This window comes from Silvibacterium acidisoli, from assembly GCA_022870745.1.
In the GTDB taxonomy this organism is placed as follows: domain Bacteria; phylum Acidobacteriota; class Terriglobia; order Terriglobales; family Acidobacteriaceae; genus Silvibacterium.
The window spans coordinates 1,735,217-1,753,552 of sequence record CP085323.1 but is presented as its reverse complement, the minus strand read 5'-3'; the positions used below and the strand labels follow the sequence as shown (position 1 = coordinate 1,753,552).

The window sequence follows — 18,336 nt, the reverse complement described above, 5'->3', positions numbered from 1 at the left end:
GGAATCAGGTAACCAGTGTGCGCTGACAAGAAGTGAACCACCACCTGGTCAGCTGTCTGAATAATGACAACAGTAAGTATAGCGAAGCATGTTTCGAGCTCTTATCCACCTTATGTGGGAGCCGAAACCGCCGATTCCGTTCAGGAATGGACGTAGACAGCGGGGGCTCCCTCCTGCTTGTCATAATGAATGGTTCGCGGAGATTCCTCCGTGAGATCGCTTCCGGCCGCATTGAGCGCGCCGAGGAGCAGCAGGACCGGCAGAATCGGGCAGCTGTTGAGCAGGTTGTCGATAGCGGAGATGAGGATGGCTGCGGCCGTTGCATGGCGCAGGTGGCCGGTCTTCCATCCCGATTCAATGGCGGGAAGAAACTGAAGCGCCTCGAGCGCGGCCAGACCCACGATGCCATACATGCCGAAGGCGAGCAGCCACAGGCTCCAGGGGCGGTCTCGGCCTTCACGCCACCAGTCCCACTCGCCTGAACCTACCCATCGATGTTCGAGCGCGGTCTTTACGTGGCGCTCATCCTGTTCCAGGCGCCAGCCAAAGGACTCGCGGCCGAGATGGGCCATCGCGTGTTCGGCGGAACGGGCCGCGCGATGGTGGTTGACGAGAGCACGCAGTGAAACCACGTTCGAGAGGCGAAGGCCCGCAAGGCAAACCATCAGGCAGGCCAGCACCAGTACGAACCTTTTCTGAAACTGCCCACCCCGGATGAGGGCAAATGGCATGATGCAGAAGAGCAGCAAGATGCTTCCGCCAGACTGGCAGAGCAATGTGATTGCGATCAGCAGGATCGCAGCCAGGTGAATCGGCAGGCCCAGTATCCGTCGCACCTCGGTGCGCCGCCACAGGCAGGTGGCCAGAAGGGCGGCGGTCGCCATCCAGATGCCAAGCTGGTTGCCGTCCTCAAGAAAGCCGACAGGCCGGTGACCGATGTAGCGATCGGCTCCGATCCAGCGGTAAGGTTCAAAGCCATAGAGCCACGCGTAGAGCTGCGGTCCGCGGACAAACTCGAAGAGGCAGACGGGAACGTAGAGCAGCCCTGCGACGACGAAGGCCCGGATGAGTTCGAGCAGGGATCCGGATGTAGCGAAGACGATGCGTCCTGCCAGGTACGGAATACCCCATGCGAGTCCCAGGTAGGCAACGCCGCGCAGGCCGGTCGAGAGCATCTGCGGATGGGCAATGCCGGTGACCAGCGGGGCGAGGCACCAGGCGAGCATGGGCAGATCGCGCCAGGAAGGGCGCAGACTCCGCAACGCAGAGGGTTGACGAAGAAGGATTCCCGCGAGGGCGGCCGCTCCGATCGCAGTGGCCTTGGTCAGCATGTGAATCGAAGGGAGCGCCGAGCCCAGCAGCCAGTAGGGAAATGGTGATGGATCGACGTGGAAGGCCGATGTCGGCAGGAGCGCCCATCCCCCGAGGAAATCGAACAGGAGAGCTCGGCGCACCGGGAACACAAAGAATGCGGCGACGCCAATTACCAGCCAGACGGAGAGAACAATTTCGGCAGATAGATGCATGCTGTCCTACAGAAATCCTGTGTGCAAACTGGCGTGGATCTTTGGGGGCAGCGCGTCAAAAGATATTACCGGCGTGAATACGGGTCCGCTCACGTCTCTTCTTATCGTAATCGAAACGCTGCGATGGTTTCGCGGATCTTCTTACGACAGGATTTGAAGAACGAGGTTCGACTCCAAACGATTGGGAATGTTTTTTCGCTGGTGATCCGTGGGAGATTCGACCATTATGGTTTGACTTGAACGGGAGCCTGGCCGATAGATGCCACGGACTCTTATGAAGGTGTGATGCGCAGGCAACATCTACTTTCCCGCCTCTTACCGGCCGCCGCTCTGCTTTTTCTGGCGGTGATTGGTTCTGCAGGCGGGCAGGCTGCTCCTCCTCGTCGATGGGAGAGCTTCGCCGATACGGCCTTTCAGCATGTGGCCGAGGATGCCGGTCTGCCGAACGCAGCGATTCCAACCAGCATTGTTCAGGATGGCTCGGGTTTCCTCTGGGTCGGATCGCAGCACGGACTTACTCGATGGGATGGATACAGCTTTCACGGCTACGTGGCAGATGCCGGTCTGCCCGGTTCGCTGCCCGACGATTACATCCTGGCGCTTTTCTGCGATCACGAAGGCAGGCTCTGGGCGGGTACGAACGCCGGCGGGCTCGCGCTCTACGACAAAGCGCGCGACCGTTTCATTTCGTATTCAGCCGGCCCGCATGGGCTCAGCCATGTTCGCGTCGAGGCTTTGGCCGATGACGGAAGCGGCGGCCTGTGGGTTGCGACCGATGGCGGACTGGACCGGCTCAATACGGCGACTGAGGTAGTGGAACAGATCCACCATCGCGAAGGCGATCCGGCAAGCCTGATGAGCAATCTTATTACGGCTCTTTTGCGGGATCGCGCGGGGACTCTCTGGGTCGGAACCTCGAACGGCCTTGAGCGCAGCACTGACGATGGGCGCAGCTTTATCCCTGTCCCTCTGCCCACGCCAGGCCACCAGAGCGCCTTTATCCGGTCGTTGAGCGCCGATAGTTCGGGACGGATCTGGGTCGGGACTGCGCGTCAGGGTGCATACGTGGTGGATGCGCAGGCGCGGTCCTCGCAGCCGGTCGTGGAAACAGAAAAAGGCCGCACTGAAAAGCTCGCGACAGAGACGGTCGTTTCAATCGAAGAAGCCCGGCCGGGCGAAGTCTGGCTGGCGACCTTCGGCCAGGGAATTGTGAAGGTCGATACCACAACGATGGAAACGCGGCGCATCCGTCATGACCCAACGCAGCCGAGGAGTCTCGGTTACGACATGGTCTGGTCGCTCTATCGCGATCGCTCGGGGCTGCTGTGGGTGGCGACCAGCAGAACGTTGAGCCGTATCGATCCGCAACAGTCGGGTTTGCTGACCATCTTCGGTGGCACCAGCCGAAGAAACGGCTTTACCGATCCCGACATCGAATCTCTTCTGACTATGCCGGATGGGCGGGTCTGGGTGGGACTCGGCAACAATGGAATCGATATCGTCGATCCTGTAGCCGGACATGTCGATTCCTTCCGTCCGGACCCGGCGCATCCGGAGACGGCGCTGCCGCAATCGATAGTCTCGGCGTTCGAACAGGGCCGCGATGGCAGAGTGTATGTCGGAACGCATCGCGGGCTCTTTCTGGTCGATCCGCGGACACGCGCAGTCAAGCATCTTTCCCTGGCCGATACGGATGCCCTTCCGGAGGTCTGGGCTCTTCTGCGCGATGGAGATCGTATCTGGGTCGGCACGCTCGATGGCCTCTGGTCCCTGAATGATGGCCCGGGCGACGGCTCGCTTAGTGCTGCGGTCGACGTGAGCCGTTTCACTGACCGCTCGGTGGTTGCCATTGTTCGCCAGAACAATGGAGTGCTCTGGATCGGTACCCAGAACGGAATCGATCGCTACGACCCGGTCACCGATAAAGTGCTGGGCATCCTGCCGGACAAGAGGAGACCTGGCGGCCTCTCTTCCGGAATGATCAATGCTCTTCTGCTCGATCGTCGCGGCCGCCTGTGGGTCGGAACGGCGGGCGGCGGCCTGGAGGTGGTCGTTTCCGGCCAGGACAGCGATTCGCCGGTCTTCCATCGCATCGATCTGAGTGACGGTCTGCCCAACAATGCGGTGGATACGCTGATAGAAGACAAGGCAGGACGCATATGGATCAGCACCGATAACGGCCTGGCCGTGATCGATCCTGACACCTTCGCGGTAAAAACAATGGGCCAGGCAGACGGCGCGGTGGTGTCGAATTATTGGAGCTCATCGGGCACGCTGACCACGGCAGGCGAGGTGCTTTTCGGCGGCATCGGCGGACTCACCGTGATCCGTCCGGGCCGGCTGAACTCGTGGACTTACCTGCCGCCCGTGGTTGTCACCAGCGTCAGGATCGGGGGCAAGCCCGTTCTTGCAAGCTGGGTGAGCAAGGGAAATGCTCCATCCGAGACGGCAAAAGTCCTTGAGATCCATTCATCCGCCGATAGCATCGCGGTCGAATTTGCTGCCCTCGATTATTCGGATCCCTACCGCCTGCGCTATTCGTATCGGCTCGACGGCTATGACCGGGACTGGATAGAGACCGATGCTGCGCACCGGGTCGCGGCGTACACGAACCTTCTGCCGGGCAGCTATACCCTGCGCATACGCGGTTCGAATCGCGATGGCGTCTGGAGCGACAGTGTACTGCTTGTGCCGATCCGCGTGCTGCCTATGTGGTACCAGGCGCTTTGGTTTCGGCTTGCGGAGTGTGTCGCCGTAGTTCTCCTGGTGGCAATTCTGATCCAGGGAATTACCCGCCGGCTGCGCAGCCGGCAGAGAGATCTCGAGCGTTGCGTGGCCGAGCGTACCGCGGAGCTCGAGGAAAGCCGCAGGCAGCTGGAGCGAATGGCGTACTTCGACTTTCTTACGGGCCTGCCGAATCGCCGCATGTTCGCCGATGACTTCCGCAAGCTGCTGGCTCTCGAGCTGCGCCGGAACGAACGTTTCTCGCTGCTATTGATGGATCTCGACGATTTCAAGGAAGTTAACGACACACTCGGTCACGATGCCGGCGATGCGATTCTCATCGAAGTCGCCAGCCGGCTGCGGAATGCGACGCGTGAGTCGGACTCCGTGGCGCGGCTGGGCGGGGATGAGTTTGCCATTCTGCTGGCCGGGGCGCCCGAGGGCATGGCTCCGGAACACGCCTGCCGGCGCATCCTCGATGAGTTCGGTCCTCCCGTGTTGTTCAAACATCACGCCATTCACGTGCGGATCAGCGTAGGTGTTGCCATCTTCCCCGACGATGGCAGGACACCGGACGATCTCTACAAGCAGGCGGATATTGCGCTCTATCGTGCCAAGCAACAGGGCAACAGTGTCTGCTTCTATGCCGAGACGCTTCGCGGGTGAGCCTTCGCAACCCATTCTGTCGATGTGACTTCCGTTGTAGTTGCCGGTCGCGCCCTTTGCACTAGTATGGAGTGGAGAAACTGTCCGCCGGAACTGTTCTCCATCTATCGAAGCGAGGCCTGGATTGTCTTTCGAGCAAGAGTCGAACCGCGAAGTACAGCGCCCCCGCTGCACGATCGTGGTGCCGTGTTACAACGAGGCGCGCCGCTTGAACACCCAGGCGTTCGGACATTTCCTGGAGATGGCCGCGCTTTCCCGGCAGGACGACAGCCTGTTCCCGGAAATCCGCTTCCTGTTTGTGAACGATGGCAGCCGCGATAACACGGTCGCGGTGCTCACATCGTTCCAGGAGGAGTATCCCGATCAGGTGCGGATTCTCGATAAGAAGGTAAATGGTGGCAAAGCTGAAGCCGTGCGCGACGGTATGCTGGCCGCCATCGAAGACAGATGGTGCCACTATGTAGGCTTCTGGGATGCGGACCTGGCAACGCCGCTCGACTCAATTCCGAAGCTGCTGAAAGAACTGGTCGTGAATCCGGAGCTGCTGATGGTCTTCGGTTCACGTATCCGGCTACTGGGCCGGCATGTTCATCGCAAAGCGAGCCGCCATTACCTGGGCAGGGTGTTTGCGACATTCGCATCCCTGATGCTGCATCTGCCTGTATACGACACGCAATGCGGCGCAAAGATTTTCAGAGTGACACCCGAGCTGGCTGAGATTCTGAAGGCTCCCTTTCTCTCGAAATGGGTCTTCGATGTGGAGATTCTGGCGCGTTTCCTGGCAGTACGAAATAAGCAGTCAAAACGCCTGCACGACGAGGTATATGAGTATCCTCTCGATCACTGGGAAGATGTAGCTGGCTCAAAGGTGAAGCCGGGAGACTTTCTCCTGGCGTTTGGCGACACCGTGAGAATCTACGCAAAATATCTCGCCTGAAGTTTCCCCCGGGTTGCGCCGGCGTTTGCCTGCAGTCTTATTTGAGGAACTGAAATGACGATGGAAAGTACTGCTTCCCGCGACTCTTCGTCGCGGCTTCTACCTTGGCTTTGTGCTCTGCTCGTAGTATTTGCTGTCCTGGCGGCGAAGCCCTTCGGTAATGTTGCATTCGGCGACGACTGGTCTTATGCGGTCACGGCAAATGCGGTCGCCCAGACCGGGCATTTTCGTTACACCGGCTGGAGCACGCCCGCGGTCGGCGTGGACGCCTATTGGGCGGCGCTGCTGATCCGCATCTTCGGGTATTCCTACCAGGTCGTCCGGCTCTCTGCCGTTCCGTTTGCCTTCGGCGCGACGCTGCTGATGTTCGCGCTCTGCCGCAGGCTCAGGCTTTCCACCGTCTACTCGGCCTTCTGCACGCTGACGCTGATGCTTACCCCGGCGATGATTCCGCTGGGTGCCTGCTTTCTGACTGATATGCCGGGCATGTTCTTCCTGCTGCTGACGTTTTATGCCGAGGCGCGGGCGCTTCAGGCAGAGAAGGACAGCGAGGCCGCCGGATGGCTGGTGCTGGCCGCGCTGGCAGGCGGCCTGGGCGGTACTATCCGGCAATTGATTTACTTCGGAGCATTCACAGGTCTTCCGACGATTGCGATACTGCGGCGCAGGCGGCGGCTTGTGGGCGTGTCGGCTCTGGTTCTCTGGCTGGCGCTCTGTGCCTCGATGGTCTACTTCCTGCACTGGTTCAAGGTGCAGCCGAACACGGAAAACACTCCCATGTCGACCCTGGCGCACGACTGGGTAAGGTTCCCGGCATGGTCGATCTGTTCGCTGTTTATCTTCCTGTTTACCGGCGCTGAGTTCGCGCTTCCGGTGGCGCTGCTCTTTCTGCCGCGTGCGCGCCGGGTGAAGCCGCTTTTCTGGATCGGCCTGGCCGTGTTTATCGCGGCCTCACTGGTCAGCCTGCATCACATGCAGCACCGCTGGAACACCGTTCCTTATGGCAACCTGCTCAGCTACCAGGGATTGTTTGAAAACAGCATTCTTATTGGGGGGCGTCCCAACGCTGCCCCGCTTGCCGTTTTCTTTGCCTTTACACTTGCGACCTATGTGGCGTGGGCGCTGGTGCTGCACGAGATCGTTCCTGCGCCACGGCGGTGGAAGCTTACGTTCGAACGCTGGGCCGAAATTCTGCGGGATGCTGCCGGTACACTTTCCGCAGGCGAGGTCTGGTCGATCATCTTCGTACCGTTCTTCACGCTCTATATCTGGGTCATCTGGGCGCGTGTTGCCGGGACCATCTTCTTTGACCGGTACCCGATCCCTCTATTGCCGGGCGCGATGATCGGCATTCTTTATCTACTGCAGAAGAAGAACCCCGTGCGACGAGTACCGGCTGTTCTGTGGGCGCTGGTGGTAGTTCTGGGGTTGTATGGCGTTGCCATCAGCCACGACTTCTTTGCTTTGCAGCGTGCGGAAATGGCAGCAGGAAATGCGCTCGTCGAGCGAGGCATTCCGCGCAAGAATGTCAGCGCGGGGTTTGAGTATGACGCCACAACGCAGTCAGACGCGGTGTTCATCATGGACCGAGATGCCGAGAAGCACGCGTCGCTCGAAGACCCAATCCTGAAGCTGCACTGGTATCTGTCCATGCTGCCGGTCGTACAGCCGAAATATTTCGTGATTTCGCGCAATGTACCCGGCCTGGAGCCAACGGATTACCCGGCAACGCACTATCGCACCTGGTTGCCGCCATTCGATCGGGAATTGCTGATCGGCAGGTTCCCTGACCAGCAGAGCAGGTAATCGCAAATGAAATGGCCGGGATCATCGATCCCGGCCATTTCATTTGTGGCTTAATTTTGTCTTGAGCGGAGGGGGACGGCGGGCACGCCTCCAACGACGGTGCCTGCAGGCACATCGCGCGTGACGACGGCATTAGCTCCAATGGTGGCGCGATCGCCGATGGTGACACCGCCGACCACGGTTACGCCGCGTCCAATCCAGACTTCCTTGCCGATGTTGATGGGCTTCGCAGCGTGGCCGGATTCGCGGATGGTCAGTCCTTCGTTCCGGCTATGATTGGCGTCGCGGATGCTGGTGTATTCGCCGATCATGGTGCCGTCGCCTATCGTGATGCCGGCCATGGCGACCAGGTGTGCGCCACGCGAGATGACTACGCTTTCGCCTACCGTGATGGTGGCGTTTCCCTGGGTTTCAAGATGAAGCGAAGGATATAGCAGGGCGTTTTCTCCGAAGCGAATGCGCCTGGTGCCGAAAACCCAGGCCCGGCCTTCAATCACGGTCGAGGCCGGAAGAGGAAAGGCAAGATCTGCAGCCAGGCGCGCGTGCGCGGAGACTCGCGTGAGATTACGGCGCAGCCCGTCTGTTGCCCGGAAGGCGATGGTCAGCGGGCCGCTCACAAGTGACTTGAGATGACGCTTCATAGCTGTTCCTACCAGGGGCGCGGCGGCGATACCCGTCCGCCCTGGGTTTCGGTCCAGGCCCGGTTCATCAGCGTGATGAAGTTCTGCTGCTCACGCCAGCGTGCTTGCCGGCGAGGATCGTCGCTTGACCGGTTGCGCCATGCGGTCAGCCGGTAGAGGGTAAGCTCGAGCATTTTAGCGCCCCACGCCGACGGTCCATGATGCTTACGGTAGTAGAGCAGGGTGCTGCGCATGCGCCAAAGGACCAGTTGCGCTCCGGTAGAAGACATTTCCAGTGACTTGACCTGGCGGGAGGATTCGCCGCCGATGTGCACGACTACGATGTCCGGCCAGTACCAGATCTCGTAGCCGGCCTGCTGGATGCGGCGGCAGAGATCGACCTCTTCCGCGTAGAGAAAGAAGATGGGATCGAAGAAGCCGACCTTCGCAAGCGCTTCGGCACGGATGATGGAGAACGCTCCGGGTACCCAGTCGACGATAGCGGCCTCCGACTGATCGGCCCAGGTGCGGTCGAAGCGGCCAAACATGCGGGATTTCGGGAACTTGTGCGCGAGACCGGTGTAGACGAAGAAATCGGTTCGGAGTGAAGGAAACATGCGCGCCGAGGGCTGCCATGAGTCGTCGCGGCCTACCAGGCGCGCTCCACCAAGCCCTGCGGCCGGCCGCTCGTCCATGTGTTTCACCGCAAGCCGCAACGAGCCGGGGCGAAGGAACGCGTCAGAGTTTAGAAGGACGATGTAGCGGCCCTGGGCAACTTCGAGTGCGACATTGTTGGCGGCGCCGAAGCCGAGATTGACCTCGCTGCGAAAGAGCCGGACGTGGGGAAAATCCTTCTCGACCATCTCCGGCGAGCCGTCGGAAGAGTTGTTGTCGACGATCAGCGTCTCGACCTTCAGCCCAACGGACTCACGCTCGACTGCTTCTAGGCATTCTCGTAAAACGTTTCGAGTATTGAAGGAAACAATAACGATGGAGATATCGAATGGCTGGGAGCCGGTCACCGGTGTGGTTACGTTAGACATGGTAGCGAGTCGTGCTTTCTGAACTCTTTATTTGAGCTTCTGTTGAAAGGCAGTTGCGAGCGCCTCAAGATTGGCCGGCAGGTTGTAGCGATCCATGACGCGTTCGCGGCCGGACTGCGCGAAGCGGCCACGCAATTCCGAATTCACGATCAGCTCTTCGATCGCTGCCGCAAGGTCTTCGACGGAAGAAGCAGGAACCAGCAGGCCATCAATATTGTTACGTATTAATTCAGGGATTCCGGCTACATTTGTACTTACACAGGGAATGCCCATCGCCATGGCTTCCATCAGCGCGATGGGAATGCCTTCGGCGAAACTGGCGAGCGTAAAGATATCCGCTTCTGCCAGTTGCTGCCTGGTTTCATCATGGTTGAGGGCGCCGTAGAAGGTAACCATATCCGCCGCGTGATTGCGCTGAACTTCGCTCTCCAGGCTGGCGCGGTCCGGCCCATCCCCGATCAATCTTAGATGCAGATTATGGCCCTTGGTTTGCAGTAGAAAGAGTGCGCGGAGCAGAATGTGCTGGCCTTTCGCGGGTACCAGGCGTCCCACGCAAACGATTTCGAAAGCCTTTTTGCATCCCCTGTGAACCGGCTTGAACTCATCGGGATCGACGCCCAGACGTATCACCTGCATTTTGTCCCATTGGGCAGGATCGCAGTACTTCATTAACTGACTTCGACAGAAGTCGCTGATACAAAAGATAAATTTCGCCTGTGCAATCTTGGCAGGCAGATAGCAATCCTCTACTTCGTAGAACTCTTCGGGGCCGTGAATTGTCAGAGAGTATTCAAAATCCCATGTGCGGGCGGCGAGCATCGCTACCGTCGCAACCGAGCCACCGAAGTGAGTGTGAAGGTGGTTCAGGCCTCTTTTGCGCATCCAGTGACCGAGAAGAAATGCCTCGATCAGGTAGAACAATGCGTAAATTTTACGGTACAGATTCCATCCGCCTAGTTGGATGGCAAAACGGGCTCCGCGGAGGGCGGAAATCGGATGCACGAAGGTAATGGTTACCACAGTGCAAAGTACTTCCCAGAACGGGACCGATTTCAGAAAATAAGTTTGTCGAGCCTCCTCCATTTCACTGATGGGAAGCTTGTCGAAAGGGCGATCGGGAAGATTCACAGAAGCGGCTTCAATATGAAAGCCGAGCTTGCGAAGGCCCAGGATCTCTTTCAGAAAAAAGGTATGCGAGACGGCCGGATATCGGCTTAGAAAGTAAGCCAGCTTTAAATTTCTCGAATCTTTTAAGGGAGAAGGCATAGCAGTTCAGTAGTGCCAGTTTAAAGTTAAAAAGTTCAAACCAACCACCTCTTTAGGCCCATTCCGGGGCCTCTGCTGCCAATAAGAAACAGACAGAAAGACGAATGCGGGCGGGGCTGTAGCACACAAAGCTTGATGCGGAAAAAGGCGGGTCGCCACCTTTACTCGACCTCGTTTCCGACAATTAAGTAATCAAAAAGTAATTAAAAAAACCCTCGCAGTTTTTTCCATTTTCAGTATTGAGGAGTCGCATTTATGCGCGTGTGGACGAAGTATGCTCAGTTGAAGTATGTCACTATCCCATGGCTTGTACTACTGACTTTCGTGGGATTTACATCAACCCTTAGGGCCCAGTCGAATGCGACTGTTCCTACGAACATCGCGATCGGCAGCACGGTCGTGCAGCCCTCTGTAACCCGACTGGGTATCAACCTGGGCGACCAGGACAACTACGATTCCGGGCAGATGATGAAGAACCTGGTGTTTACGAATCCAGGCTTCGAGCCCATGCGGTATCGCAGCATCCTGCAGTGCATCGTCGTTGCGGGCAACACCTGCCTGGATGCGAACACCTACAATCCGCAGCCCGCGGGTTTCTGGACGGGCGCCAGCTATTACGTAATGTCGGGCGCTCAGGCCGGCACCACGGGAACGGTGAAGACCAGCACTACAAACGGCAGCCAGATAACGGTGCAGTTCGACAAGAGCCTGGGTCTGGCTATCAACGACTACGTGCTCGTGACCAGGGCGTTTACGAATGACGCCACAGATGGCTGGGCTACCTCCGGAACAGGCGCTACCTTCACTTCCGATACCACCGATCTCTCTCCTGAGACGCCGGGCAAGCAGGCGCTGAGTGTCTCGGCGATCGGTGCGAACGCGAACGGCCAGCTCACCAGCTATTTCGACAGCACGGCCGGTCATGCCTTCGTGAATATGAAGGGCAACTTTGCCATCACGTTCCGCGCGAAGGGCCTTGGCGGCACAAACCAGGTGACCGTCAATGCGCTGCGCCTTACCAATGAGGCCGCGTTCGTGGCCAAGACGGTTCAGCTGACCAATTCGTGGGCCGACTACACGGTGAACTTCACCGCGAACGAGAATGGCAGCCAGATCGGTACTCTTGAGCTTTCGTTCGTACTGAACAACTCCGGCATGCTTATCGACGACGTCTCCATGCAGCAGACCGATGGGGAAAGCTCGAATGTCACCGCCTTCCGCGATCCGGTCGTCGATGCTCTGACGACTCTCCAGCCCGGCACACTGCGCATGAATACGACGGCTGCTATCGGCGCCGATCTGTATGACGAAATCACGCCGGCATTCGGCCGTTACCGCGAGGGCGCATTCACCAACGCCAATGAGATCGACCAGATCCCTTATGGCATTCCTGAATTCCTGACGCTGTGCAAGCAGGTTGGCGCCGATCCGTTCATCACCATTCCGCTGGCCACCTCACCGCAGGAAATCGCCGACTTCATCGACTACCTCACCGGTTCCGGATCGACTACCTACAGCGCGATGCGCGTTGCGCAGGGGCAGACAGCTCCCTGGACCGATGTCTTCAAGACCATTCACATCGAGCTCGGAAACGAGACGTGGAACGGTGTCTTCCTGGGTGAGAACATGGCCGCTCCGCAGTATGGCGCATGGGCGAACCAGGTCTTCGGTGCAGCGAGAAAGGCCGCGGGCTTCGACCCCAGCAAGTTCGACCTGGTCGTCGGCGGTTGGTCTGCTGTTCCTTACTATACGGGCGAGGTTCTGGCGGCGAGCACCGAGCACGACTCGATCGACATCGCTCCTTACCTGGCCGGTACTGTGAACTCGCTGAGCACGAACAGCATGTTCCAGGGACTGTTCGCTGAGCCCGAATTCATGGATACGCCGGGCGGCACCTCCTACGAAAACTACACGACTGCAACTCAGTCCATCACCTCGGCCTCGGGCACGGCGAAGCCGACCAAGCTGGCGATTTACGAAGAAAACATGGGCACGGTAGGCGGAACGCTCACGCAGACCCAGATGAACCAGTTCGAACCTTCGCTCGGTGCCGGCGTCGCGCTGGCCGACCACATGCTCCAGCAGATGCGCCTCGGTGTAACGGTGCAGAACACCTACGAACTGCCTGGATACATCTACTACGCAAGCAATGGCGAGTCGACCCAGCTCTTCGGCATGGTCGTGGACATGAACGGCGTTACCGATCTGCGTCGTCCGACATTTATCGGACAGGCTCTGGCCAACACGGCCATCCAGGGGCAGATGGTGCAGACAGCCCAGACGGGCAACAACCCCACATGGGCCCAGCTGCCCAACTTCGATGACCTGCTGGCTATGACGGCTCACTATATTCAGTCGTTTGCCTTCGTCAACGGAACTTCACACAGCGCTGTTCTCTTCAACCTCAGCCCGACCACGGCCCTGCCGGTTATTCTGAGCGGCGCCAATGCTCCGAATGGCACGGTGAACGTGAGTGTTCTGAACTCGACCAACATCACCGACAGCAATGAAACCTCGAACGTGGTTGGAGTCAAGACCTCCACGGCCACCATCACTCCGACCACCACTTACACGCTCCCCGCGCACTCGATGACGGTTCTAACCTGGACCGGTTCGGGCTCGACAGGCAGCGGTTCTACCGGTTCCGGCAGCGGCTCTACTGGTTCTGGTTCGGGTTCCACAGGTTCCGGCTCAGGCTCGACAGGTTCCGGTTCGGGCTCTACTGGTACTGGCTCGGGCTCGACAGGCAGCTCTGGTAGCGGCGGCACGCCCCCGCAGGCGAAGGCTCCGACATTGAGCCTTGCCAGCGGCACCTATCCGACGGGTCAGACGGTTTCGATTGCGACTGCCACTCCGAACGCAACGATCTACTACACGACGAATGGCGCCACTCCCACGGCTGCTTCATCCGTATACACGAAGCCGCTCACACTCGCCGTCTCCACCACGATCAAGGCGATCGGAACTGCGACGGGCTACACGCCCAGCGCGGTGACGACTGCCACTTACACGATCCAGTCGCAGAACATCAACTTTGCCAACTTCGCAAACTCAACAGGCAAGCTGGATCTGAACGGTACGGCCAAGGTCAGCGGTTCGGCACTGGTGCTGACGGATGGCGGTTACCACGAAGCAGCCAGCGCCTGGTACTCGGCGCCGGCGAATGTGCAGTCATTCACCAATGACTTCACTTTCCAGCAGGTAAATCCGAATGCAAACGGCCTGACCTTCACGCTACAGAACCAGGGTCCGAATGCGGTTGGCCTGTTCGGAAGCGGCATGGGCTACCAGGGGATTAACAAGAGCGTCGCGATCAAGTTCGATCTCTTCAACGCTGGTGGTGAAGGAACGAACTCAGTGGGCGTCTACACCAATGGAGCGCTTCCGACGGTTCCGTCGGTGAATGTCCCCACCAACCAGATCAACCTGCATAGCGGACACATCATGTCAGTCCACATGGTGTACAACAGCGGCAAGCTCGCAATGACGATCACCGACACCGTGACCAAGACAACGTTCTCGACCACATTCTCGGTGAACATTCCTTCCGTCGTGGGAGCGAACACGGCTCTTGTCGGCTTCACCGGCGGTACGGGCGGCGCCTCGGCCACGCAGTCGATTCTCTCGTGGAGCTTCACGGGTGGAAGCGGGGCACCGGCGGCAGCAGCTCCGGTGTTCAGTGTAGGCGGCGGAACTTACACCGCTCCGCAGATCGTGGCGCTGACGGATTCGACCCCCGGCGCGACAGTCTACTACACGACGAACGGAACGACTCCGACGGCCTCGTCGACGAAGTACACCAAGGTCTTCACGGTGAGCTCTTCGCAGACGGTGCAGGCAATTGCAGTAGCGTCGGGCTATACCAATAGCTCGGTATCGACCGTGAACTACGTCGTTAACAATACGAGCTCTACCGGAACGACAACGAATGCGGCGATCAACTTCGCAAGCGGCTTTGCTTCGAGCGCTTCATCGGTCGTTATCAACGGCAACACGGAACGCGCTGGAACGAAGCTGATGCTGACCAACGGTGGACCCAACCAGCAGGGAACTGCCTGGTACAGCAAGCCGGTCAGCGTGAAGTCTTTCGTCACCGATTTCACCTTCCAGTTGACGAACGCGGACGCGGATGGATTTACCTTCGCGATCCAGAACCAGGGGCCGACTGCAGTGGGCATCTTCGGAGAGGGCCTGGGCTACCAGTTCCTCGACAAGAGCGTCGCGGTGAAGTTCGACCTGTTCAACAACTCGGGTGAAGGTTCGGATTCGACCGGCGTTTACACGGATGGAGCGCTCCCCAGCACTCCTTCGGTCAACCTCTCCACCAGCGGTATCGATCTCCACAGCGGACACACGATGCATGCGCACATCGTGTACAACGGCACCACACTAACGCTGACCCTGACGGATACGTCAACCAACGCTTCCGCCACCGCCAGTTTCAACATCAACATTCCGTCAGTGGTTGGTAACAGCACAGCCTATGTCGGATTCACAGGCGGCACCGGAGGCGCATCGGCGATCCAGGATATTCTCGCCTGGACCTACACCAACTAAAACCGGATCCGGGCCTGCTGCTACCCCACGTAGCGCGGGCAGGAGACGAAGAAACAGAACGGGCAGCCCGAAGGGGCTGCCCGTTTTTTGTCCGGACCATCCCACCTCTGTGTAATTGCTTCTCTTCCTGGCCATCGAATAGATTTGCCATGGACGGTCGCGGTACGCCCGCCTACGATGCTGTCGACCCTTGGTTCCTGCACGCCCGAGATAACGCCGTCCTGAGATTTCTCTTGTTTTCCTTCCATTTTGCTCATACTTTGTGGGCTATTCAGAATTGATCGCTCAAGCCCACGATGGCTGAGCAGAGACCCGCTATGATCTTTCCCCCGATGCTGGCGTTCATACTCTGGGTGCCGGTGGCGTTGTTCTTCTTTCGGCGTTACCCGATCCGTGTGGCCATTCTGCTCAACTTTCTGGGCGGATGGGCCATCCTGCCTGCTGCTCATTTCCTGGCCAGCGAAGACCCACAGCCGTACACGATTCTCGGCGACAGCCTTGCCACGAACTACTTTTTCACCAAGGCGACGGTGACCGGATTTACCGGGCTGCTGTGTGTCTTTCTCTTCGATCGCAAGATCTTCCGCAGGTTCCGCCTGACCTTTTGGGACCTGCCGATGGCGATGTGGTGCATGGTGCCGCTGCTCTCGACGATTGCGAATCCGGGAGACGTGGGGCATGGGCTGCAGGATGAGATTTACCAGCTGCTGTCATGGGGTGTGCCTTACGTGCTGGGCAGGCTGTATTTCTCCGACACCGCATCGTTGCGCCTGGCCGCGAAGGCGTTTGTGATTGCGGGCCTGTTGTATGTGCCGATATGCCTCGTAGAGATTTACTACGGACCACAATTCTATGCACACCTTTACGGCTTTCAGCCGCTGCGGTGGGTAAGGGTGAAGCGCTATTTCGGGTATCGGCCAATCGGCTTCCTTGAAAACGGAACGCAGCTCGGAATCTGGATGGCGACCGCGGCGCTCCTCTCGGTGTGGCTGTGGCTGCGGCACACATTCGAGCGCATTCTTGGTTTGCCGACGGCGCTGGTCGCTATCATCCTCTGCGTCACTACGATCCTGTGCCAGTCGACTGGCAGCATTGTGCTGCTTTTCGCTTTGCTGCCGCTGGTGTTTATCAGCCGGAAGTACTTTCCGCGTGTCTGCGCCATCGTTCTGGTGGTGGGCATTCTGTCGTTTGCGAGCCTTAGGTTGCTGAACATCGTTTCGCTGAGCGAAACGGTACACCATAATGCGGCTGCGCACGATGTCTCGGCTTTTCTGAAAAAGATCGGACGGGGTTCCCTCGGCACACGCCTGGCACGTGACGAGCGAACTGTCAGCCTTGCGCTGGAGCAACCATTGCTGGGATCGAACCAGTGGGACTGGTGGAGCCATCTGCAGATGCGCCCGGCTGGCCTGTGGCTGCTGACCTTTGGCATGTACGGGCTGTTCGGGCTGCTTGCGCTTGAAGCCATGCAGCTGATTCCCGTGGTCCGCGTCGCCTGGTTTCCGATTGCGCGCTCCGATATCGAAGATCTGAATCTACGCCACGCATTTGTCGGCGTCATCCTGATGACGGCGATCGACAACCTGCTGAATAGCGCCATGATTCTGCCGCTGATGCTGGTGATTGGCGGGATGAGCACCTGGGAAGCGGCGGCCAGAGAGGTGCGCGTAGAGGTCGAGATCCCCGAGGAAATGGATTATCTGCCGCAGTTGCAGGCTGGCGACGTGCTGGATGTGCAAGAGGACTGGAGCACGGAGGTTTCGAGCAAGGCTCCGGTGCTGGATGGTAAGACCATGCGTCCCAGGCCTCCGGCAGTTGTACATGCGATGGACGGCAGCCGGATCCCGCCCGCGGAGGAAGAACTTCGGGAAACTGAGCGAGCACGGCAGAGCCAGGACTTCTGACGCGGACGCAGTCAGTTCTTGTAAGACCGTGCCTGCACGGACGCTTTGAACTCCAGGACCTGGCTGCCCTGCTTGAAGCGAAGGCGCTGCTCAAGATTCGGCGTCAGGCTTGCATCGATCAGTTCGGGCGCCTCCCAGGGAACATCGTGGTAAGCGGCTTCAAGGTAAGTGCTTTGCGGGTCCCTGAGCCATTCGGCGGGAAAAAGAGCGATCGTATCGAGTTCGGTGACGGTCTTTGCCGGCGGGGCATCGTGGCCGGCCAGGCGGGCAGCGAGGGCAGGGATAGGCGAGCGGCCGTCACCCAGCACCAGGTGGCAGGTCTGGGTGGCGCGGGCGTTCATCTCAAGAAGATAAGCGTCGCCGGTTGCGGAAAGTATGAAGTCGAGGCCGTAGAGGCCGGTCAGCTGCAGATGCGACACCAGCTTCCTGGCTGCCGATTCCATCTGCGGATGCCGGATGACGCGCAGCACAGCGGCCGGGCCGAGGGCTTCGGTCCGCTCTATGACTTCGAAGCAGATGCAGCCGATCAGTTCGCCCTGCCAGCAGGCGACAGCGGCGTTGGCTTCGTTTCCTTCGATGAACTCCTGCAGGCTGAGCGAAGGGTGAACGCGCTTGAGAAACGGCAAGAGAAGGCGGCGATCCTGATCGACCAGGAAGCGCTTCAAGGCTCGTAGCATGCCGGGGGGGCGGGAGAGATCCGCAGCTGCGAGTTGCGCATCTTCGGCATTTTCGACGCGACGCACACCCACGCCGCCGGATGTGCCATCCGCCTTGAGGTAGGCCGGGAAAGACTGCGTACGAAGCCAGCTTTTGACGTTGGCCGCTGGAGGGAGCGTGTCGGTTTTGGGAATCAGGATGTCGAGCTGTTTCGCGACATCGAGAAAGCGCCCACGTTCGGTGACGAGATGACAGTTATCCGGATTACCGAGCGAGCGGGCAATGAGCGCGGCGAGCTTGTGCGGATCGCCATTGCGCAATTCGGCCTGCCAGATCTCGTAGAGGTTGGATGTGCCGTAGTCGTCGCAGGGAATGATGAAGTCGGGTCGAGACTCGAGAATGGCGTTGCGAAGCGAACCCTGAAAGCCGTTGTAGGGATAGGCCTGGCCGATTCCTTTGACCTTTCGAATGACATGGCCCGGAGGACACACCGCATCGACATCGCACCCTTCTCTCAGAAGCACGAGCGCGAAACGTGCGGGAGGAACCCAGCAGCAAGTCATCAACAGGAGAACTTTCGGTCGCATCAAAATAATAGTTTCCGGCTTATATCAATTAATAGAACCGATT

General features: G+C 58.9%; 10 protein-coding genes. 5 read left to right on the top strand and 5 right to left on the bottom strand.

Annotated features, from left to right (window positions below):
• Positions 1–140 precede the first annotated feature (140 nt).
• On the bottom strand, positions 141–1,526 hold the full coding sequence (locus LJD29_RS07155) for an O-antigen ligase family protein (RefSeq protein WP_446745062.1): 1,386 nt from the start codon (positions 1,524–1,526) through the stop codon (positions 141–143).
• A gap of 285 nt (positions 1,527–1,811) precedes the next feature.
• Between LJD29_RS07155 and LJD29_RS07150 the strand changes: the two genes are divergently transcribed.
• From LJD29_RS07150 to LJD29_RS07140, 3 genes are all read left to right on the top strand, one after another.
• Positions 1,812–4,916 (top strand): two-component regulator propeller domain-containing protein, encoded by a 3,105-nt coding sequence (locus tag LJD29_RS07150; RefSeq protein ID WP_446745061.1) that lies wholly within the window; start codon positions 1,812–1,814, stop codon positions 4,914–4,916.
• Between the two features lie 124 nt (positions 4,917–5,040).
• Positions 5,041–5,853 carry a glycosyltransferase gene (locus tag LJD29_RS07145; protein ID WP_446745060.1) on the top strand — a complete coding sequence of 271 codons (813 nt, stop codon included), beginning with the start codon at positions 5,041–5,043 and terminating at the stop codon, positions 5,851–5,853.
• A gap of 54 nt (positions 5,854–5,907) precedes the next feature.
• Positions 5,908–7,659 carry a phospholipid carrier-dependent glycosyltransferase gene (locus tag LJD29_RS07140; protein WP_446745059.1) on the top strand — a complete coding sequence of 584 codons (1,752 nt, stop codon included), beginning with the start codon at positions 5,908–5,910 and terminating at the stop codon, positions 7,657–7,659.
• A 50-nt stretch (positions 7,660–7,709) separates the two neighbouring features.
• Here the strand turns inward: LJD29_RS07140 and LJD29_RS07135 are convergent, their stop codons facing one another.
• The 3 genes from LJD29_RS07135 to LJD29_RS07125 are packed head-to-tail and all read right to left on the bottom strand — an operon-like array spanning position 7,710 to position 10,450.
• On the bottom strand, positions 7,710–8,300 hold the full coding sequence (locus LJD29_RS07135) for an acyltransferase (RefSeq protein WP_446745058.1): 591 nt from the start codon (positions 8,298–8,300) through the stop codon (positions 7,710–7,712).
• A gap of 8 nt (positions 8,301–8,308) precedes the next feature.
• On the bottom strand, positions 8,309–9,322 hold the full coding sequence (locus LJD29_RS07130; RefSeq protein ID WP_446745057.1) for a glycosyltransferase family 2 protein: 1,014 nt from the start codon (positions 9,320–9,322) through the stop codon (positions 8,309–8,311).
• Between the two features lie 27 nt (positions 9,323–9,349).
• Positions 9,350–10,450, bottom strand: coding sequence for a glycosyltransferase family 4 protein (locus LJD29_RS07125; RefSeq protein WP_446745056.1), 1,101 nt, complete (start codon positions 10,448–10,450; stop codon positions 9,350–9,352).
• Between the two features lie 393 nt (positions 10,451–10,843).
• On the opposite strand from LJD29_RS07125, the gene LJD29_RS07120 reads away from it, so the two are divergent.
• Positions 10,844–15,145: a chitobiase/beta-hexosaminidase C-terminal domain-containing protein gene (locus tag LJD29_RS07120; RefSeq protein ID WP_446745055.1), complete on the top strand. Its 4,302-nt coding sequence runs from the start codon at positions 10,844–10,846 to the stop codon at positions 15,143–15,145.
• A 317-nt stretch (positions 15,146–15,462) separates the two neighbouring features.
• Positions 15,463–17,049: an O-antigen ligase family protein gene (locus LJD29_RS07115; protein ID WP_446745054.1), complete on the top strand. Its 1,587-nt coding sequence runs from the start codon at positions 15,463–15,465 to the stop codon at positions 17,047–17,049.
• 11 nt (positions 17,050–17,060) lie between these two features.
• Here LJD29_RS07115 and LJD29_RS07110 read toward each other — a convergent pair whose 3' ends face one another.
• The gene (locus tag LJD29_RS07110; protein ID WP_446745053.1) at positions 17,061–18,293 is read right to left on the bottom strand and encodes an ATP-grasp domain-containing protein; all 1,233 of its coding nucleotides are present in this window, start codon (positions 18,291–18,293) and stop codon (positions 17,061–17,063) included.
• Positions 18,294–18,336: the final 43 nt, after the last annotated feature.